The following is a 20,554-nucleotide window of genomic DNA, read 5'->3' on the forward strand; positions in this document are numbered from 1 at the left end:
AAAGAAAAAAATAGCGAAATGCAATTTAAAAAATTGGATTTCGCTATTTTTATAACTGAGGCTGTTTATTGAATACTTATGTCACAGTCTCTTTTATTTTTATAAATTGAAAAGACTACCGAATGCCCCAAAAATAACCGCACCGATCGTAAAAATCAACATTAACCATACAACGACCATGGTGACCTTTTGGAAAGTTGATTTTTTCTTTTTCTTTTTTGCCACAATAAATCATCCTTTAATATCAATTACACAAGTTACTATACCGTTGATAATTCGGAGTGTCAAACCACGATTCAATCTAAAATTGAAAATTGTAATCAGAGTTTATATAATTGAATGCAGAGTTCTTTTTAAATGAGGGTATGAAATGATTAAAGAATGGTACGTTCAATTATTGATTTTGATTTTGGTGTGGTTGATTCTCACACTTTTGAAAAAAAGGTTTTTCAGAAAACAGTTAAAAAACTTCAAACGGCTTGATGTGATGAGTTTGTTCTTATTGGTTGCAATTCACTTTCTTTCGCAAGATGTGATGGGGCTGTCAATTATTCCGTTTTTGATCTGCGGATTGTCAGCTTATGGGTTGATCATGACGATTTTGTATGCGTTAATGGAAGGTCAAATCCTATATAAGAAGTTTTTGATTAAATTTTGGCGGGTTGCTGATATTTTATTTCTAGGAACATACTGTGTGTTATTGATTTTTAAAGTAGTATCGTTTTTCAATTAAAGGAGAAAAAGAGGTTGTGACGTAAGTCGCAGCCTTTTTGTTATATCCGCATAATCGTGTTCCAAAACAAACGAGCTGCGACGCGAAGCAAGAGGAAGTTCGAAAACCTCCGAATCTATGCTGCGCGATTCGTTCACTTTGCTGCTTCCACCACGCTCGTTTTTACTGTTTTGTCACACCTTCTTTAGGCGATAAAAGCACTCGTTTTACAATGTTTCAATGTCAAAAAGCGTTGTAATAAAAACTTAATTTTTATTGGGTGGTTTTTGTTCAATACTAAGTGGTTGAAAGTGGGGGAATGTGGTAAGATGTTAAATGAAGGTAATTAGAAGGTGGTGAGGACACGTGTTCATGGGTGAATTTCAACATTCAATCGATTCAAAGGGTCGGTTGATCATTCCGGCAAAATTTCGTGATCAGCTTGGTTCGAAATTTGTAATCACTCGTGGATTGGATGGATGTCTTTTTGGATATCCAATGGATGAATGGCGTGTCCTTGAAGAAAAACTGAAAAAATTACCTCTTAATAAACGCGATGCACGTTCGTTCGTGCGTTTCTTTTATTCAGCAGCAACTGAAAGTGAACTTGATAAGCAAGGACGGATCAATGTTCCGAAGACTTTACGTTCACATGCTGGATTAGAAAAGAAATGTGTGATTGTTGGGGTATCAAACCGCTTTGAAATTTGGTCAGAAGAACGGTGGAACTCATTTACTGATGAAGCCGAAGAAAACTTTGATGAGATTGCGGAAAATATGATTGACTTTGAATTTTAGGAGAGACTATGGCTGAGTTTAAACATGTAACGGTTTTGCTAAATGAAGCAGTTGAAAATTTAAAAATCAAGCCAGACGGGGTTTATGTTGACTGTACTTTAGGCGGTGGCGGTCATACCCGGAAAATTTTATCTCAATTAAATGAAAACGGACGATTATTTTCCTTTGATCAGGATCAAACGGCGATTGGATATAATCAAAAAGCCCTTGACAATCAGCTTCAAAGTGGGAAACTAACATTAGTTAAGGATAATTTTCGGAATATTAAGAAACGTCTTAATGATTTTGGAGTTTCTAAAATTGATGGGGCGGTTTATGATCTTGGAGTTTCATCACCTCAGTTTGATGTTGCTCAACGCGGGTTTAGTTATAAACTTGAAGCTCCGCTGGATATGCGGATGGATCAAGGCCAAGCCTTAACTGCGAAGCAGATCGTCAACGAATGGTCGTTTAACGATCTTGTTCGGATTTTCTCACGTTACGGTGAGGAAAAGTTTGCAAAGTCGATTGCCCGCAAGATTGAAAAACAGCGTCAGCTTCAGCCAATTCAAACCACAACGGAATTGGTTGAAGTCATCAAAGCGGGAATTCCTGCCCGGGCACGCCGGACAGGTGGTCATCCCGCCAAAAGAGTTTTTCAAGCTTTACGAATTGCAGTTAACGATGAGCTTGGAGCCCTTGAAACTTCATTGGAACAAGTCCTTGAAATGTTAAATATTGATGGTCGAGTAAGTGTAATTACCTTCCAATCACTTGAGGATCGACTTGTGAAGAGCATGTTTAAAGAGAAGACCAGTTTACCAGATTTACCACAGGGATTACCGGTTATTCCGCAAGGCATGGAAGTTGATTATCGATTGGTTAATCGCAAGCCGATTTTACCAACTAAAAGCGAAATTGAAACAAATCACCGCGCACATTCTGCGAAGTTGCGCGTTATTGAACGAATAAAATAAGAGAATATGGGGTTGTGAATAGGATGGCTGAAACAGCACGCAAAATTGTAAATCATTCAAATATTAGGAAACAAACGACGGCACAAATTGATCCGCTCGATGTTCAAAAGAAAAAATTTAAACGACGGGAACGGTTAGCCGTATGTGTTTCATTAGGATGGGCAGCATTGCTCGGGTGCGTTACGATTTCATCGTCAATTCACGTTAATACGGCGCAAAGCGATTTACAAGCTGTTACAACGCAAGTAACAAAGCTCAACAGTAAGAATTCAAATATTCGCCAAGAAATTAGTGAACTTTCAAGTCGTTCGCGTTTAATGGGAATCGCTAAAAAAGATGGCCTTTCATTGAATGAACAAAATACAAGGAATGTAACTAAATAATGAATAATCAAAATAAGCGCAAGATAGAAGAAAATACAGAAGATAGCAAGCAATTTGGAAAACTGATCTTTTTCATAGTTCTCAGTGTTTTTGTATTGATTATCTTCCGCTTTTTTTATGTCGGCATTTTTCATCGTGCTGACGGCGTTAATTTGCGTCAAAAAGTGGAACAGTTGTATGCAAAACGAACTGAAATCAAGGCTAAACGTGGAACGATTTATGATGCGAATGATCAGGTAATTGCTGAAGATACAACCACATATTCCGTATACGTTGTCCTTTCAAAGGAAGCCCGGACATTTGACGGGAAGCCAGCTTACTTAAAAGCTTCAGAAAAGGATAAGGCAGCAAAAGTTTTAAGCGAAAATCTTGGAGCATCGTATTCAAAAATCAAGAAGATTTTGTCACCCAAAGATCCAGATGTTTATCAAGTTGAACTTGGATCAGCTGGGAAGAACATCTCGCTTGAAACTAAAAAACGGATCCAAGCAGCGCATATTACCGGGATCGACTTCACGCCATCCGAAGCCCGGTTATATCCGAATGGAACGTTTGCTTCGCATTTGATTGGATTAGCTGAAAATGAAAATGGCAAACTGCTCGGAATTATGGGAATTGAAAAGAACTATAATTCTGAATTAGCAGGACAAAACGGGGTCAAAAGTGAACAGACCGATATTGAGGGAACCAAATTACCGTGGACAAAGGCCGTTGCCCGACCGGTTAAAAACGGGGATAACGTTTATACGACCCTTGATGGACATTTGCAAAACTATTTGGAAACCTTGATGACCAAGGCTGAAGAAGCATATCATCCAAAGAATATGGATGCCGTTTTGATGAATGCTAAAACGGGTGAAATTATTGCGGCAACTCAGCGCCCAACGTTTAATGCTCAAACACGGGTGGGGTTAAACAATTCATGGACGAATACGTTGACTGAATCGGTATATGAACCGGGTTCATGTATGAAGATTTTCTCAATGGCAGCTGCAATTAACAGTGGAATCTATAATCCAAATGTAACCTTTATGTCGGGAAGATATGACATTGACGGAGCATATGTTTATGATTGGGACCGCAATGGTTGGGGACCAATTACATACCGGCAAGCATTCATTCGGTCATCAAACGTTGTAATGGCCCACTTGGAACAACAATTGGGTGCTAAACGCTGGTTGCGTTATTTGAAATCATTTGGTTTCTTAAAAGCCGTAAATGGTCCAGGATTAGGAACTGAAGCAAGCGGTGCAATTGGTTACAAGTATCCAATCGATCAAGCCAATACAGCCTATGGTCAAAGTATTGATGTAACGGTCATGCAAATGATGCAAGGCTTTTCAATGCTGGCCAATAATGGTGAAATGGTTCAACCACGATTAATTAAGAAGATCGTTAATCCGAATACTGGAAAGACCGTATACCGCTCAAAACGAAAAGTGGTTGGTCATCCGGTAACGGCATCAACCGTTAAACAGGTTTTAGGAATGATGCAAGATGTTATTACTGATCCAAATGGGACAGGTCAAGCATACAAAATCAACGGTTATAATGTCGGGGTTAAAACTGGGACAGCTCAAATTGCCAATCCAAAGGGTGGCGGATACCTTACAGGTGATATGAATTGCATCTTCTCCGTTGCTGGGGTTGCCCCGTTGAATGATCCGAAGTATGTATTGTATATTACAATGCAACAACCACAAACGTTTGGCAATGAAGGGGCTGCAACTAAGGCCCTTGCGACGGTCTTCAATCCAATGATGAAACAGGCATTGCAAGATGACAGTTCAAACGGTTCAAATCAAAACAATAAGGTTCCAAACGTTAAGGGATTAAGTATTGCAACTGCTAAACAAGAATTAGAAAAGACCGGCGCAAACGTAATTGTCTGTGGTAACGGGGTAAAAATCAACCAGCAATCCGTTGCTGCAGGTCAAACGATTATGAAGGGTTCAAAGGTCATTCTTGTTACAAATGGTGCAAAGACGATCCCAGATATGACGGGATGGTCACGGAATGATGTAAGCAACCTTGCAAACATGTTAGGAATCAAGGTTCATTTTGATGGAACTGGATTTGTAAAGTCTCAAAGTGTTTCACCAAATACGGTTGTAACGAAGAATCAGCAAGTTAACATTGCATTGCAATAAAACAAGGAGAAATAGAGATGACGTTCATTAAATTATTATTTCCATTTTGCATGAGTTTAATTTTAACGGCGGTCTTTTTACCGGCGTTTATCAATTATGCCCATCGAAAAAAGCAGGGCCAAATGATTCGTGAAGAAGGACCAAAGTGGCATGAGAAAAAGTCAGGGACCCCCACAATGGGGGGCTTCGTCTTTAACTTTGTAATTTTGATAACGGGCATTATTGTCCCACTTGTTTACAAATGCTTAAACCCAAGTGTTTTAGTCCTTGATTTTATCTTGATCCTGTATGGTTTTCTTGGGTTCTGGGACGATTCAATCAAGTTATGGAAGAAACAAAACGAAGGATTAAAGCCATGGCAAAAGCTTGCCGGCCAGATTCTCGGCGGAATTATTTTTCTGGCAGTTTACTATTTTGAAGGCTTTCCGTTTTCAATTAGTTTCTTTGGTCACGAAATTCATTTAGGATTTCTTTATGCCTTATTCGTCATGTTCTGGTTAGTCGGATTTTCAAATGCGGTTAACTTGACGGATGGCATTGACGGGTTAGTTGCCGGCCAATCAATTATTGCCTTTGGTGCATATGCAGTTATTGCGTGGGCCCAAGATCAATTTGGCGTTTTGATTTTCTGTGTTGCTGTAATGGGAGCATTAGTTGCATTCCTGTTCTTTAACCACAAACCAGCAAAAATCTTTATGGGTGATATGGGTTCACTTGCCCTTGGGGGTGCGCTTGCAGCCGTTTCAATTTTAGTTCACCATGAGCTGTCGTTGCTTGTCATCGGAATTATTTTTGTAATTGAAACTGCAAGTGTAATTCTTCAGGTAACGTCTTTCCGGTTGACTGGAAAACGAATTTTTAAAATGAGTCCAATTCACCATCACTTCGAAATGTGTGGCTGGAATGAATGGCAAATTGATATTGTTTTTTGGATCGTCGGCTTAATTGCCGCTGTGATTTCAGTGATGGTAATTTTATAAAGTATTAGGAAGAAGTTAGTTGTCATGAAAAACATTAGTTCTTATCAAAATAAACAAGTTCTTGTAATCGGAATGGGGAAAAGTGGCGTAAATTCAGCTAAACTTTTAGTTAAGCTGGGAGCGCAGGTAATTGTCAACGATAAGACGAATCAGCCCAATCAATCCCAAGTTGATGAACTTAAAAAAATTGGGGTGAAGGTTGTAACTGGGAGCCACCCGCTTGAATTACTGGATGGAATAGCGACGGTTGTTAAAAATCCCGTTGTTCCGTACGACAACCCGTTAGTTGCGAAGGCAATTGAAGAAAAAATCCCAGTCATTACTGAACCGGAACTTGCATATCAAGTTTTAGAGGCAACGATGATCGGGATTACCGGAACTAATGGAAAAACAACGACAACAACAATGATCACGGAAATGTTGAACCGAAACCGGTCAAAAGGCAAGGCTTACGCAGCTGGAAATATCGGAATTCCGACAACTCAAATTGCACAGCAAGCGACTGCCGATGACGTGATGGTAACTGAATTATCGAGTTTCCAATTGATGGGAATTAAAACGTTACATCCGCACATTGCAGTTTTGACTAATATTTATGAAGCTCATACAGATTGGCACGGATCACACGCAAATTATGTGAATGCCAAAATGCGGATCTTAATGAATCAGACGGCAGATGATTATTTTGTTGTTAATTGGGATAATGAAGAGGCACGGCAATTTAGTAAGCACACCCAAGCCACCGTTGTTCCGTTTTCACGCGAGGATCAAACCGAAGCGGGAGCATATGAAAAAGACGGCGTGCTTTACTTTAAGGGTGAAGAAATCATTGAAGCTGATCAAATCGGGGTTCCCGGATCACACAATGTTGAAAATGCCCTTGCTGCAATTGCTGCTGCCAAGTTGATGGGCCAATCAGCTGAAAACATCAAAGAAGTTCTACAACAATTCACAGGTGTACGCCACCGGATGCAATACGTTACAACCTTTAATGAACGCAAGTTTTATAACGATTCGAAAGCAACGGATATCGAAGCGACCCAAAAAGCATTGGATGGATTCGATCAACCGGTTGTCTTATTGGCAGGTGGACTTGATCGCGGCTTTAAGTTTGACCGTTTGGTTCCTTATTTTAAGAAGCATGTGCGGGCATTAGTTGTCTTTGGCGAAACCGCAGATCTAATGGCTGATGCCGGAAAGCAAGCGGGGATTAAGGAAATTGTCAAAACCGAAAATGCGGTTACGGCGGTTCCAGAGGCATACCGTTTAAGTCAACCAGGTGATGTGATTTTACTTTCACCAGCATGTGCAAGCTGGGATCAATGGCCAACGTTTGAAGTCCGCGGTGATCAGTACATTAAAGCAGTTGAAGATTTGATCAAGAAAATGGAGGAAGCAAAATGAGGATATTAGTTTCTGGCGGTGGAACTGGAGGACACATTTATCCAGCCCTTGCATTGATCGATGAGGCTAAGAAAAAAGATCCAACAACGAAGGTCTTATATGTTGGGACCAATCGCGGCCTTGAAAGCCGAATCGTTCCGGATGCGGGAATTGATTTTAAAACAATTGAGATTCAAGGGTTTAAACGCTCACTTTCACTTGAAAACTTTAAGACGGTTTATTTATTCTTGAAGAGTATTCATGAATCTAAAAAGATCATTAAAGAATTTAAACCGGATATTGTTGTTGGAACCGGTGGCTATGTTTGTGGATCAGTCGTTTTTGCGGCATCAAAGATGCATATTCCGACCGTTATTCATGAACAAAACAGCGTTGCCGGAGTAACCAACAAGTTTTTAAGTCATTTTGTTGATAAAGTTGCGATTTGTTTTGACGATGTTCGTTCAAATTTCCCTGAAAACAAAATTGTATTTACCGGGAATCCACGGGCACAACAAGTTGCGCATATGGAAAATAAAAATCGGTTAAAGGAATACGGATTAAAGGATAATTATCCAACCGTTTTGATTTTTGGTGGATCACGCGGAGCAGAAGGCATTAATCAGGCTGCTTTGGATGCGGCTTCAAAGTTTAAGGACCAGCCTTACCAAGTTCTTTTTGTAACGGGGCAGGTTCATTATGATGAAATCAAAAAGCAGGCCGCCCAAAAGGATATTCCATCAAATATGATAATTCAGCCATATATCAGTAATATGCCTGAAATTCTTCCGGAAATCGATTTGATCGTTGGCCGGGCAGGGGCAACGAGTTTAGCTGAAATTACGGCATTGGGAATTCCTTCAATTTTAATTCCAAGTCCGTATGTAACAGCTGATCATCAAACTAAAAATGCGATGAGTTTGGTAAACAAAAATGCTGCCAAAATGATTACCGAAAAGGAATTAACAGGAGCTAAGCTGGCTGATGCCGTTGACCAGTTAATGAATGATTCAGCTCAACGAAGTGAAATGGCAAAGAATGCTTCAGATGCAGGAGTGCGGGATGCAGCCGATCGGTTGTATAATGTATTAAAAGATTTGGTTAATCAAAAATAAGTCTGAGGGATAATGATATCAAGATGAAAAAGCTCAAAAAATCGAATGCCGAGTTAACTCCGTGGGAAAAGGCACAAAAGAAACGCAAACAAGCAAAGAAGCATCACCGCCCAACGACGGCTCGTTCTTTTGTAAAAAAGCTTCCGCGAACAAACAGTTTACGGAAACAACGGTTAGCCAAGGGAACGATTGCATTGATTGCGGTTTTTGGAATTACGTTTGCAGTATCGTTATTTTTCATTCTTCCGTTTAGCAGAATCCTTTCACTTCAAGTAAATACGAATGATGATGCAACCCGTACGGCGGTTGTTAAGGCTAGTAACTTGCATTACTACGAATCATTGTTTGGAGTGTGGCCTGAAACCGCGAAGATTGAAAACCAAATTCACGAAAAAGTTCCTTCTGTAAAAAAGGCAACGATTCAATATCAAGGAACGCATGTGAAAATCAACGTTGAGGAGTATCCAACGATTGGGTATGTCGTAAGAAACAATAAATACTACAAATTGACGTCTTCAGGAATGATCGATAAATATGGATCGAATAATCCGAAGGGAAATTACCCGATTTTTTATAATTTTAAAAATAAGGATCGCCTTCTTGAGATGACTAAGCAATTTGATAAGTTACCAGCCAAAGTCAAAAAGGGAATTGCGGAAGTTCACCTTGAACCGACAAAGGCGGATCCGGGAAAAATCAAATTATATATGAATGACGGTAATCAAGTAATTGCTTCAATTGATACGTTTGCAGAGAAAATGCAGTACTATCCAAGCATTGTTTCGAAGATGAATTATACAGGGGTTGTTGACCTTGAAGTCGGGGCGTACTCATATCCTTATGGTAAAAATTAATATTTTCGAAAAAAACACGGAAACCCTTGATTAAAGGTAGTAAATTGGTTTATTTGTATGGTAAAATTTAAATTAAGATACTTTTCTTGAAACTAATTAAAGAAAACTGGATTGGAGGATCAAAGGTGGAAAATTCCGGAATTTATGTAGGATTGGACATCGGAACAACTTCGATCAAAGTCGTAATTGCAGAATTTATGAAAGGCCAATTAAATATTATTGGCTATGGCAGTTCACATTCCGCTGGCTTGTCACGTGGTGTAATTGTAGACATTGACCAAGTTGTTGCTACAATTAAGGAAACAATTAAACAAGCAGAACAAAAAGCAAACATTGAAATTGAAAATGTAACGGTTGGCGTTCCGGCAAATATGTTACAAATTCAACGGTGCAAGGGCATGATCGCAGTTGGCGGTCAAGACGGCAATTCTGCTGAAATTACAGATGAGGATGTTCACGAAGTTACTCGGGCAGCGTTAGTTCAAAACTTGCCGCCAGAACGCGATGTGATCGATATCGTTCCAGACGAGTTCTTTGTTGATGATATTGATAATATCAAAGATCCGCGTGGAATGATGGGCGTTCGGTTGGAGATGCAAGGGGTAATGTATACGGGCCCAAAGACGATTTTACATAATATTCGTAAATGTGTTCAACGAGCAGGCTTAAAGATTCAAGATATCGTGGTTGCTCCGATTGCACTTTCTGAATATGCATTAAGTGATGCTGAACAGGATTTTGGGGCCGTTTTAATTGACCTTGGTGGAGGCCAAACGACAGCCGCTGTTGTTCATGATCACAAAGTAAAGTATACTTATGTTGATCAGGAAGGTGGCGACTACGTAACTCGCGATATTTCAATTGTTTTGAATACGTCATTTGAAAATGCCGAAACATTGAAGCGAAATTATGGGTATGCCCTTGCTGAAATGGCTTCATCCGAGGATTCGATTCCGGTTGAAGTTGTTGGTCAACAAGAGGATGAAATGGTTACCGAAGAATACCTTTCAGAAATTATTGAAGCCCGGATGCGGCAAATTTTTGAAAAAATCAAACAATCTCTTGGAAGTATCAATGCTTTTCAACTTCCAGGCGGAGTTGTGTTAACAGGTGGAATGGCTGCATTACAAGGGGTAACCGAATTAGCTCAAGAAATTTTTGAAGTTCCGGTAAAGATTTTCTATCCTCAAGAAATGAATTTACGTTCACCACAATTCTCACAAGTTATTGGTTTAATTGAAGATACAACACATCAAAATGAAATCAATATGGTTGTTAAGAGCACGTTGAATAATATTGATGCGGTTGTCAATCAAGGACCAGTGCAAACTCCATCAATGAAGGCCGTTAAGAAGGCTAACATGAAGAGTGTGAAGACAAAACCACGGAAAGCGGCTAAACCAGTTGAGAAACAAGCTAAACAAAATAAGTCAGCCGAAAAGAAACATCATTCAATTTCAGGTTTGAAAGATTGGTTTGGCAGTTTCTTTGATTAATTAGTTTAAGAAACAGATTGGATAACGGAGGAGAACTAAATGGACTACGAAGTAGATGAAAACAACAAGGCGAACATCAAAGTAATCGGTGTCGGCGGTGCTGGTGGTAACGCGGTTAACCGAATGATTGCCGAAGACGTTAAAGGTGTTGAATTTATTGCTGCAAACACAGATGTTCAAGCATTAAAGAACTCAAATGCGGAAACAAAAATTCAATTAGGACCGAAATTGACAAAGGGTCTTGGTGCAGGTGCTAACCCTGATATCGGTGAAAAAGCTGCTGAAGAAAGTGAAGAACAAATTTCTGAAGCTTTACAAGGCGCTAACATGATCTTTGTTACTGCCGGAATGGGTGGCGGTACTGGTACCGGTGCAGCTCCAGTGATTGCAAAGGTTGCAAAGGAAATGGGAGCATTGACTGTTGGGGTCGTAACCCGTCCATTCTCATTTGAAGGCCCAAAGCGTGCACGGTTTGCTGCTGAAGGTGTTCAAAAGATGAAGGAACACGTTGATACTTTGATTATCATTGCAAATAACCGTTTATTAGAAATCGTTGATAAAAAGACGCCAATGCTTCAAGCATTCCAAGAAGCAGATAACGTTTTACGTCAAGGTGTTCAAGGGATTACTGATTTGATCACATCACCAGGTTACGTTAACTTGGACTTCGCTGACGTTACAACTGTTATGAAAGACAAGGGTTCAGCTTTGATGGGAATTGGTTCTGCAAACGGCGAAAACCGAATTGAAGAAGCAACAAAGAAAGCTATTTCATCACCACTGTTGGAAGTTTCAATTGATGGGGCTGAACAAGTTCTGTTGAACATTACTGGTGGTCCAGATTTGAGCTTGTTTGAAGCCCAAACAGCTTCAGAAATTGTAACGGATGCCGCTTCAAGCGATGTCAATATTATCTTTGGGACATCAATCAACGAAAACCTCGAAGATGAAGTAGTCGTGACTGTAATCGCAACTGGAATTGACAAAAAGCGCAATGCGCGTAAAACAGTTAAGAAGCCAGCATCAAACGGAATTTTAAACAATAACCGGAATGCTGCTTCAAACCAACCAGCATCAAATTCACGGAGTAATGATCCGCTTGCTGATTGGGATATTACAACTGAGATGAACGGTAATTCACATGCAGCAAACCAACGGGATAATTTCCAAGACGTTGAAAAGAAAGACTTTAACGTATTTGGTTCAGATTCATCAAATAATAACTTTGATCAAGATGATGACGATAATATGCCACCATTCTTGCGTCATCGTCGGAAATAATGAAGGAGGCTTGAGGTCATGTCATTAACTGATCGGATTAGTCATTTTTTTAATGGATACGACGATGAAACGGAATATGATAATTATGATAATGGTTCATCACAGGTAAGAACAGAAAGTGAAGGACCTCAGGGCAATCAGAAAAATCGAATTATGTCAATTGTAGGTAAAAGTGATCATTCGCAAAAAAAGATCATGTTGTTTGAGCCCCGGGTGTTTTCAGATGCTAAGCAAATCGCATCACGCCTTTTAAACGGGCAAGCAGCAATTATCAATTTTGAACGGATGGACAACCAACAATCGCGCCGAATCGTTGATTTCTTATCAGGGGTGACGTATGCCATTGATGGAGATATCAAACGAATTGGTGAACAAATTTTTCTATGCACTCCGTCTGAATTTTCAGTTGAAGGAATGCTTAATGAAGCCGTTAAGCTTCAAGACTTTTAGTAAGGAGTCGGAAAGTGTTAGTAGGAATTATTAATGGCCTATTTCAACTTTATACGTTGGCAATTGTTGTGTACTGTTTGATGTCATGGTTCCCGGGTGCTTTACAGACGAAGTTCGGAATGTTTTTAGATCGGATCGTGAGTCCGTTCTTAAATCTTTTCCATTTTATTCCCCCGATTTTTAACATTGATTTTTCACCGATCATTGCGTTAATCGTATTGGAATTAGTTGAAAAAGGACTCTTCTTCCTTTTACGGATCCTAATTGGATAATTGAGGTTAATTTCAAATGAATGATGGAATTTACCAGCATTTTCGAAAGGAAGAGCGGCCAATAATCGATCAGGTTGCATCGTTTATTTCGGAAGCGGAGTTAAATTACGCACCGGTGTTGACTGATTTTTTAAATCCCCGGGAACGTTTTATTGCCCGGGCGTTGATTGGAAAAAATACGACGATTCAAATGGCAACGCAGGGCGGGTATCAGAAGGCTGATCGAAAACGGGTATTATTTTACCCACAGTATTTTGAACCCCAAACTGAGGATTTTGAAATTCAAGTTCTTGAAGTTGATTATCCGGTTAAGTTTGCGTCATTGCACCACGGACAGATTCTGGGTGCGCTTGTTCATTCTGGAATTACGCGGGATGTGCTCGGAGATATTATAACCGATGGAACACGGTGGCAATTGATTGTTGAAAAAAAGATTGCGCCATATCTGGTTAGTCAGCTTGATCGAATTGGTCGGACGAAGGTGAAGCTTAATCCGAAAGAATTATCGGAGTTGTTAACACCGGAAAGTGCATGGCAAGAAGCTCATTTGCTAATCAGTTCGCAGCGAATTGATAGGATCATCGCTAGCAGCTACCATTTGTCACGTGGAAAGGCCAAGGAACTGATTGAAAATGCCAAAGTTCAAGTAAATTGGATGGAAGTTGATCGTCCAGATTACGTGATTAACATTCGCGATATTATTTCAGTGCGCGGCTACGGACGCATTCGCTTCGATGCAATTTTAGGAACGACCCATAAGGGAAAGTTAAAAGTTGAAATGGCGATTATTCGGAAATAGTCCATTTAGACAATAGCGTGTCAATTGTTTTAATGATAAAATGACTTATAGTGGAGGTGATAGGGATGGCTTTGACCCCCTTGGATATTCATAATAAAGAATTTCACGTAAAATTACGTGGTTATGATCAAGATGAAGTTAACGAATTCTTAGACCAAATTATCAAAGATTATGAAGCTTTGTTAAAGGAAAATGATTCACTTCGTGACAGCTTAGATCAAAATAAAGAAAAATTAAAATACTTCAATGATTTGAAGGATTCTTTGAATCAGTCAATTATTGTTGCTCAAGAAGCAGCTGATAAGGTTAAGGCAAACTCACAACGTGAAGCTGAAATTATTAACCGTGAAGCTCAAAAGCAAGGTCAAGATATTATTGACCAAGCAAATGAAAAGGCACGGAATATCATTGATGAAGCTTCAAAGAAAGCTAAGAAACTTGCAATTGAAACTGATGATTTGCGGAAGCAAGCCCGGATTTTCCGGCAAAAACTTCAAGTAATGATGGAATCTCAATTAGAAGTTGTTAAGGGCAGCGAATGGGACGAAATCTTGAAGCAAGGTAAGACAAGCAGCTATGAAGAAATTCAAGATGCAATTCGTCAAGACGAAACGTTGGACAAAGAAACTGCACGTGAAATTAAGCCAGTCCAAGATGATGAAGAGTTTAACTTCCAACCAGTTGATCCAAATCCTCCTGAAATCAATCCTGCTGATGATGGTCAAGCAGAAACAGTTGTTGTTTTCCCTGATAACAATGATTCAACAACAGAGACTGAACCAACTCCACAAAGTGAACCTGAAGATTCAAACAATGGCCTTCAAGGACAACACTTTGCTGACACAGATGATTTAAACTAATTTGAAACACGACTTATTTTAAATACTTCAAAGCGAGTCAACGATGGTGAGAGGTTGATAGTCACTTTAAGGTAAGCCATCATTCAATGATTGAAATGCTGAATTCAAAGTAAGCATTTTCGGTTCACACCGTTATTTGTGATTAAAGTAGATTTAATAATCTAAAATTTGGGTGGTACCACGATAATCTCGTCCCTTGCGGATGGGATTATTTTTTTTGAAAGGAGAAAACGATGCGAATTAAGAAAACCTTGAATATGGGTAGAACTAAATTCCCAATGCGTGGAAATCTTCCAGTTAAAGAAGCTGAAAGACAAAAGGTATGGGAAGAAAACAAAGTTTATGAAAAACGGCAAAAATTAAATGAAGGCAAACCGTCATTTGTTTTGCACGATGGCCCTCCATATGCAAACGGAAACATTCACATGGGACATGCCATGAACAAGATTTCAAAGGACTTTATCGTTCGTTCAAAGTCAATGATGGGCTTCCGGGCACCATATGTTCCTGGATGGGACACTCATGGATTGCCAATTGAACAACAACTGAAGAAGCAAGGGGTTGATCGGAAGGCCCTTTCAATTGCTGATTTCCGTGAAAAGTGCCGGGAATATGCTTTACAACAAGTTGATAAGCAACGCCAAGACTTTAAGCGGTTAGGAATTTCTGCTGAATGGGATAACCCATATGTAACCCTTGATCCTAAATTTGAAGCTCAAGAAGTTCGCGTCTTTGGTAAGATGGCTGAAAAAGGCTTGATTTATAAGGGCCGGAAGCCAGTTTACTGGTCATGGTCATCTGAATCAGCCTTAGCCGAAGCCGAAGTTGAATATCATGACGTAACTTCACCATCAGCCTTTTACGGTGAAAAGGTTATTGATGGTAAGGGCGTCTTAGATGATGATACATACATGGTTGTCTGGACAACAACGCCATGGACAATTCCTGGCTCAGAAGGGATCACAATTTCTGCGAAGTACGAATATTCAGTTGTTCAACATGACGATGATCCGCGGAAATTTGTGATCGCAACTGAATTGCTCGCAAAGGACGCAGAATTATTTGGATGGAAAGATGTTAAGACATTGAAGACGGTCAAGGGTGCTGATATGGAAAACATCCTTGCACAACATCCATTTGATCCGGAACGGAAATTAGTTGTAATGCTTGGTGACTTCGTTACGCTTGATGCCGGAACTGGTTTAGTGCACACAGCTCCTGGATTTGGGGAAGACGACTACAATGTCGGAATGAAGTATGGCTTGGATGTTTTTGCTCCAGTTGATGCCAAAGGATACTTGACGGATGAAGCCGGCGAAGACTTTGCGGGCGTCTTTTATGAAGATGCTAACCAGATCTCATTGGATAAATTAAAAGCTTCAAATGCATTGATCAAGCAAATGGATTATGAACACAGTTATCCATTTGACTGGCGGACCAAGAAACCGATCATTTTCCGGGCAACGCCGCAATGGTTCGCATCGGTTGATAAGATTCGGGATGATATTCTTGATGCCATTGACAGCGTGAAGTTTATGCCAGAATGGGGTCAAAAACGGCTTCATAATATGATCCGCGACCGTGGCGATTGGGTAATCTCACGGCAACGGGTATGGGGAGTTCCATTGCCAATCTTCTATGCCGAAGACGGCGAAGCAATCATGACTCCGGAAACGATCGAACATGTTGCTCAATTGATTGAAAAGCGTGGTTCAAATATTTGGTTTGAAAAGGATGCTAAGGATCTTTTGCCTGAAGGATTCACCAGTGAACATTCGCCAAACGGCAAGTTTACGAAAGAAACCGACATCATGGATGTTTGGTTCGATTCCGGTTCATCTCACCAAGGCGTGCTTGCTTCACGGGATTACCTGACATATCCGGCTGATTTAGTTCTTGAAGGTTCAGATCAATACCGTGGATGGTTCAATTCAAGCATGATCACCAGTGTTGCCGTTTCAGGAAAAGCACCGTATAAACAGGTTATTTCACAAGGATTTACCCTTGACGGAAAGGGCCACAAGATGAGCAAATCACTTGGAAACACAATTGTTCCAAATGACGTGATCAAGCAAATGGGTGCTGAAATTATCCGGTTATGGGTATTGAGTGCTGACACATCAGCAGACGTTCGCGTTTCAATGGGAAGCTTCCAACAAATTGCGGAAAGTTACCGGAAGATTCGGAACACCTTCAGATTCTTGCTTTCAAACGTTGCAGACTTTGATCCGGAAAAGAATCAAGTGGCATTTGATGATCTTGAAGCCATTGATCGTTACATGCAAATTCAAGCAAATGAATTTACAAAGGAAATTTTAGATGACTATGCAACGTATGACTTTATGGATATCTACAAGAAGGTCATTAAGTTCATCACCACGGACTTATCAGCATTTTACCTTGATATTGCAAAGGATGTTATCTACATTGAAGAGGCTGACGGTCACAAGCGGCGTTCAATGCAAACTGTTTTGTATGACATCGTTGTTCGGTTAGCAAAACTGTTAACTCCAATTTTGCCACACACAACTGAAGAAGTTTGGGAATACTTGCATGAACCAGAAGAATTTGCTCAATTATCAGAAATGCCGGCAGTGAACTATTATGATGGCCAAAAGAAGCTTCTTGAAAACTGGAGCCGCTTCATGAAAGTCCGGTCAAATGTTTACAAGTCACTTGAAATTGCCCGGGATGATAAGATGATTGGAAAGTCATTTGAAGCGCATGTCAAGTTGTACGTCACTGATGGAATCAAACAGGAATTGGATAGTTTAGATGCTGATATTCGTCAAGCAATGATCGTTTCAGCATTAGATATCCTTCCAATTGATGAAGCTCCTGCCGATGCAGATGATTATGATGAAGTAAAGGTTAAGATTGAAAAGGCAACGGGTGAGGTTTGCCCACGGTGCCGGATGATCAAGACCGATGTGGGTGCAGATCAAGAATTACCACAAGTTTGTGCTCACTGTGCGGAAATTATTCGGCATGACTTCCCTGAAGCAGTTGAAGAAGGGTTAGAAGATTAACAATGAATAAAAAGAAGGTGTGACAAAACAGTAAAAACGAGCGTGGTGGAAGCAGAAAAGCGAACGAATCGCGGAGCATAGATTCGGAGGTTTTCGAACTTCCAAGTAGCTCGTTTGTTTTGGAACCCGATTATGCAAATATAGCAAAGAGACTGCGACTATTGTCACAGTCTTTTTTAGCGTTTAATGAACTATATTTTTTAGAATATCTCTGCTATCATTAGAGTTAAAGTGAGATAAAATGAGGAATGCAAAATGGATTTTAAAGAAAAGACCTTATCAACTGAAAATATCTATAATGGGAAAGTTGTTCATTTAGATAAAGAAGTCGTTAAACTTCCCAATGGTAAGGAAGCAGTTCGCGAAGTTATCCGGCATCAAGGAGCTGTTGGGGTGATTGCCATTACCGATTCGAATAAAATTGTAATGATTCGTCAATGGCGTGAGCCTTTAAAGAAGGTTACCCTTGAAATTCCAGCTGGAAAAATTGAACCCAGTGAACATGATGATCCGGAAAAAACGGCGCGGCGGGAATTAAATGAAGAAACCCGGTTTGCCGCTGACCAGTTTGAATTAGTTACGAAGTTTTACACTTCACCAGGATTTGCTGATGAATTGATGTATTTATACCATGCGGTCGGATTAAAGGCTGTTAAGGACGAATTACCGCAGGATGACGATGAATTTCTTGAATTGGTCGAATTATCGCCGAAAGAAGTTCAGGAGGCAATCAGTCGCGGTGAGATTTGTGATGCGAAAACAATGATGGCGGTTATGTTTTGGCAAATGATGGGGTAGGTCAATGAGTTGGGATAACGAAGGACGCCACTTTTATGATCAGGAAAATGATAATTCAAATGAACCGTTAAGAAGAAGCAAGACTCCAAGTTTTACGGATGAACCTGATGACAAAAGGCTTCGGCGGCATCAAGCAATCGATGAAAGTGAAAATTCTTTTCTGACCCGTTTTCGTAAGGCTGACCATTCTGAAAAGACTAACACGAATGATGATGGGATTCTCTCCCGGGCAGAACAAAAGAAACGGGATCAGGATGAGGAAAATGAACGGAAAGCCCGGTTATTAGGAAAAAAATTAAATAAAGTAATTTGGATTTTAATCGGATTGATCATTATTACGTATTTGATTATGCGATTTGTTAATTTTTAGGAGGAAACAATGAAATACGGTATTATTTGTGCAATGGAAGAAGAAATTAAAACGTTGGTTGAAAAGTTAGCAGATAAGCAAGAACAATCAATTGCTGACATGAAATACTATACCGGAACGATTAATGGGCATGAAGTTGTGCTTGTTCAATCAGGAATCGGTAAAGTCCAAGCAGCAGTCAACACTGCATTTTTGGCAAATAATTTCCACGTTGACTGCATTATTAACTCTGGTTCTGCTGGGGGAATTGGTGATGGAATGCACGTTGGCGATGTTGTTCTTTCAACCGGGACAGCATATCATGATGCGGATTCAACGGCGTTTGGGTATAAAATGGGTCAAATGCCGGGACAACCGCAAATTTTTGAAGCGGATGCTCACCTTCGTGAAGCAGTCAAGAAAGCGGCTGAAGAAAACGGATTACCAGTTCGGGAAGGCTTGATCGTTACGGGTGATCAATTTATCAATTCAACTGCCAAGATCAATCAAATCAAGAGCATTTTCCCGGATGCCCTTTGCAGCGAAATGGAAGGGGCTGCTGTTGGTCAAGTTGCCCATGAATTCAACATTCCATATTTAGTTATTCGGGCAATGTCAGATGTTGGTGATGAAGAAGCAAGCCAATCATTTGATGAATTTGTAATTGATGCAGGAAAACGGTCTGCAAAAATGATTTTAACTTTATTATCAGAAGAGGCATAAAAATGGAAAGGATTTATTTAGATAATGCGGCAACCACCCCGATGGATCCGGCGGTTGTCAAGGTTATTGCGGATGCAATGCAAAATAATTTCGGCAATGCGTCAGCGGTCAATTCATGGGGAAGAGAAGCCCGGTCAATTTTGGACCGGAGCCGCCATGTAATTGCTCAGTCGATCAACGCACGGCTTGATAATGAAATTATCTTTACAAGCGGCGGTACAGAAAGTGATAACACCGCAATTATTCAAACGGCGATGAAGCGGCAAAATGAAGGCCGGCATATTATTACGACTGCGGTTGAACATGAAGCAGTTTTGAAGCCGATGCAGTATCTTGAAACACAGGGATTTGAGGTTACGTATTTGCCAGTTGATCAAAATGGTGAGATCAGTCTGGATGATTTGAAGAAGGAATTACGCGATGATACGATTTTAGTTTCAGTGATGACTGGAAATAACGAAGTCGGGAGCAAAATGCCGATTCATGAGATCGGTGAAATTGTTGCGGATTCAAATGCATGGTTCCACACGGATGCCGTTCAAGCATACGGCCTGTTGGACATTGATGTCCAGGCTGATCACATTGATTTGCTGTCAACGTCCGCTCATAAACTGAATGGACCAAAGTTTCTTGGATTTTTGTATCAACGAGACGGAATCAAATTCGATTCGTATATCAAGGGCGGCGATCAGGAACTTACGCGGCGCGCTGGAACCGAAAATGTTCCGGCAATTGCCGGCTTTGCTAAAGCAGTCGAAATTGATAATTCCGAAGAAAAGCAACGGCGGCGTGACCGGTATTATGGCTTTAAAAAACAATTGACTGACGGATTGAAAGCCAACCACATTGATTTTGAAATTAATGGTAAAATGAATGCAGGCGAATTACCGCATGTTTTGAACATTTGGTTTAAGGGAATTCCGAATGATGCCTTCATTACAAATTTGGACCTGAATGGAATCGCGGTTGCCGCAGGATCAGCATGTACGGCTGGTTCGCTTGAACCATCCCATGTTTTAAAAGCAATGTATGGTTCAGATTCACCTCGAATTCGTGAATCAATTCGGTTCAGCTTTGGGATGGAAAATACCGCTGAGGAAATCGATCGGACCGTTGACCAAATCGTCAAAATCATCAATCGGTTTTTAAAGAAATAGGAGGAAGTT

General features: G+C 40.2%; 21 protein-coding genes and 1 other annotated feature. Of the genes, 20 read left to right on the forward strand and 1 reads right to left on the reverse strand.

The window, feature by feature from the left end:
• Nucleotides 1-99: 99 nt before the first annotated feature.
• Nucleotides 100-228 carry a DUF4044 domain-containing protein gene (locus A3O17_RS07875; RefSeq protein ID WP_086427353.1) on the reverse strand — a complete coding sequence of 43 codons (129 nt, stop codon included), beginning with the start codon at nucleotides 226-228 and terminating at the stop codon, nucleotides 100-102.
• A 142-nt stretch (nucleotides 229-370) separates the two neighbouring features.
• Here A3O17_RS07875 and A3O17_RS04820 point away from each other — a divergent pair, with 142 nt between their 5' ends.
• From A3O17_RS04820 to A3O17_RS04915, 20 genes are all read left to right on the forward strand, one after another.
• Nucleotides 371-733, forward strand: a complete 363-nt coding sequence (locus tag A3O17_RS04820) for a DUF3397 domain-containing protein (RefSeq protein WP_081255501.1) — start codon at nucleotides 371-373, stop codon at nucleotides 731-733.
• 345 nt (nucleotides 734-1,078) lie between these two features.
• The gene (mraZ, locus tag A3O17_RS04825) at nucleotides 1,079-1,510 is read left to right on the forward strand and encodes a division/cell wall cluster transcriptional repressor MraZ (RefSeq protein ID WP_057827717.1); all 432 of its coding nucleotides are present in this window, start codon (nucleotides 1,079-1,081) and stop codon (nucleotides 1,508-1,510) included.
• An 8-nt stretch (nucleotides 1,511-1,518) separates the two neighbouring features.
• Nucleotides 1,519-2,466 (forward strand): 16S rRNA (cytosine(1402)-N(4))-methyltransferase RsmH, encoded by a 948-nt coding sequence (gene rsmH / locus A3O17_RS04830; RefSeq protein ID WP_064213010.1) that lies wholly within the window; start codon nucleotides 1,519-1,521, stop codon nucleotides 2,464-2,466.
• Nucleotides 2,467-2,489: 23 nt separating this feature from the next.
• Nucleotides 2,490-2,849, forward strand: coding sequence for a cell division protein FtsL (gene ftsL, locus A3O17_RS04835; protein WP_064213011.1), 360 nt, complete (start codon nucleotides 2,490-2,492; stop codon nucleotides 2,847-2,849).
• On the forward strand, nucleotides 2,849-4,999 hold the full coding sequence (locus A3O17_RS04840; protein WP_064213012.1) for a penicillin-binding protein: 2,151 nt from the start codon (nucleotides 2,849-2,851) through the stop codon (nucleotides 4,997-4,999). The genes ftsL and A3O17_RS04840 overlap by 1 nt, the downstream gene beginning before the upstream one ends.
• A gap of 17 nt (nucleotides 5,000-5,016) precedes the next feature.
• Nucleotides 5,017-5,979, forward strand: a complete 963-nt coding sequence (gene mraY, locus A3O17_RS04845; RefSeq protein WP_064213013.1) for a phospho-N-acetylmuramoyl-pentapeptide-transferase — start codon at nucleotides 5,017-5,019, stop codon at nucleotides 5,977-5,979.
• Nucleotides 5,980-6,003: 24 nt separating this feature from the next.
• Complete coding sequence (gene murD, locus A3O17_RS04850) at nucleotides 6,004-7,383, forward strand: UDP-N-acetylmuramoyl-L-alanine--D-glutamate ligase (RefSeq protein ID WP_064213014.1); 1,380 nt, start codon at nucleotides 6,004-6,006, stop codon at nucleotides 7,381-7,383.
• Complete coding sequence (murG, locus tag A3O17_RS04855; protein WP_064213015.1) at nucleotides 7,380-8,477, forward strand: undecaprenyldiphospho-muramoylpentapeptide beta-N-acetylglucosaminyltransferase; 1,098 nt, start codon at nucleotides 7,380-7,382, stop codon at nucleotides 8,475-8,477. Before murD ends, murG begins: the two co-directional genes overlap by 4 nt.
• 23 nt (nucleotides 8,478-8,500) lie before the next feature.
• Nucleotides 8,501-9,331, forward strand: coding sequence for a cell division protein FtsQ/DivIB (locus A3O17_RS04860; RefSeq protein ID WP_064213016.1), 831 nt, complete (start codon nucleotides 8,501-8,503; stop codon nucleotides 9,329-9,331).
• A gap of 125 nt (nucleotides 9,332-9,456) precedes the next feature.
• A complete protein-coding gene (gene ftsA, locus A3O17_RS04865) occupies nucleotides 9,457-10,827 on the forward strand; it encodes a cell division protein FtsA (protein WP_064207771.1) in 1,371 nt (456 codons plus the stop codon).
• Between the two features lie 39 nt (nucleotides 10,828-10,866).
• The gene (ftsZ, locus tag A3O17_RS04870; RefSeq protein WP_064213017.1) at nucleotides 10,867-12,108 is read left to right on the forward strand and encodes a cell division protein FtsZ; all 1,242 of its coding nucleotides are present in this window, start codon (nucleotides 10,867-10,869) and stop codon (nucleotides 12,106-12,108) included.
• 18 nt (nucleotides 12,109-12,126) lie between these two features.
• On the forward strand, nucleotides 12,127-12,558 hold the full coding sequence (locus A3O17_RS04875) for a cell division protein SepF (protein ID WP_064213018.1): 432 nt from the start codon (nucleotides 12,127-12,129) through the stop codon (nucleotides 12,556-12,558).
• A 14-nt stretch (nucleotides 12,559-12,572) separates the two neighbouring features.
• Entirely contained in the window at nucleotides 12,573-12,830 is a 258-nt protein-coding gene (locus A3O17_RS04880; RefSeq protein ID WP_064213019.1) for a YggT family protein, read from the forward strand.
• Nucleotides 12,831-12,846: 16 nt separating this feature from the next.
• Complete coding sequence (locus tag A3O17_RS04885; protein WP_064213020.1) at nucleotides 12,847-13,629, forward strand: YlmH family RNA-binding protein; 783 nt, start codon at nucleotides 12,847-12,849, stop codon at nucleotides 13,627-13,629.
• Nucleotides 13,630-13,694: 65 nt separating this feature from the next.
• A complete protein-coding gene (locus A3O17_RS04890) occupies nucleotides 13,695-14,489 on the forward strand; it encodes a DivIVA domain-containing protein (protein WP_064207767.1) in 795 nt (264 codons plus the stop codon).
• Nucleotides 14,477-14,689: a binding site (T-box leader), on the forward strand. Its footprint overlaps the gene before it by 13 nt.
• Nucleotides 14,690-14,722: 33 nt before the next feature.
• The gene (gene ileS, locus A3O17_RS04895) at nucleotides 14,723-17,518 is read left to right on the forward strand and encodes an isoleucine--tRNA ligase (protein WP_064213021.1); all 2,796 of its coding nucleotides are present in this window, start codon (nucleotides 14,723-14,725) and stop codon (nucleotides 17,516-17,518) included.
• A gap of 255 nt (nucleotides 17,519-17,773) precedes the next feature.
• Entirely contained in the window at nucleotides 17,774-18,316 is a 543-nt protein-coding gene (locus A3O17_RS04900; protein ID WP_064213022.1) for an NUDIX hydrolase, read from the forward strand.
• A gap of 4 nt (nucleotides 18,317-18,320) precedes the next feature.
• A complete protein-coding gene (locus A3O17_RS04905; protein WP_064213023.1) occupies nucleotides 18,321-18,686 on the forward strand; it encodes a hypothetical protein in 366 nt (121 codons plus the stop codon).
• 9 nt (nucleotides 18,687-18,695) lie between these two features.
• Nucleotides 18,696-19,388: a 5'-methylthioadenosine/adenosylhomocysteine nucleosidase gene (locus A3O17_RS04910; protein ID WP_064207763.1), complete on the forward strand. Its 693-nt coding sequence runs from the start codon at nucleotides 18,696-18,698 to the stop codon at nucleotides 19,386-19,388.
• Nucleotides 19,389-19,390: 2 nt separating this feature from the next.
• Nucleotides 19,391-20,545 carry a cysteine desulfurase family protein gene (locus tag A3O17_RS04915; RefSeq protein ID WP_057827735.1) on the forward strand — a complete coding sequence of 385 codons (1,155 nt, stop codon included), beginning with the start codon at nucleotides 19,391-19,393 and terminating at the stop codon, nucleotides 20,543-20,545.
• Nucleotides 20,546-20,554 lie beyond the last annotated feature (9 nt).

This window comes from Ligilactobacillus aviarius (assembly GCF_001654615.1).
GTDB classification, from domain to species: Bacteria; Bacillota; Bacilli; order Lactobacillales; family Lactobacillaceae; genus Ligilactobacillus; species Ligilactobacillus aviarius_B.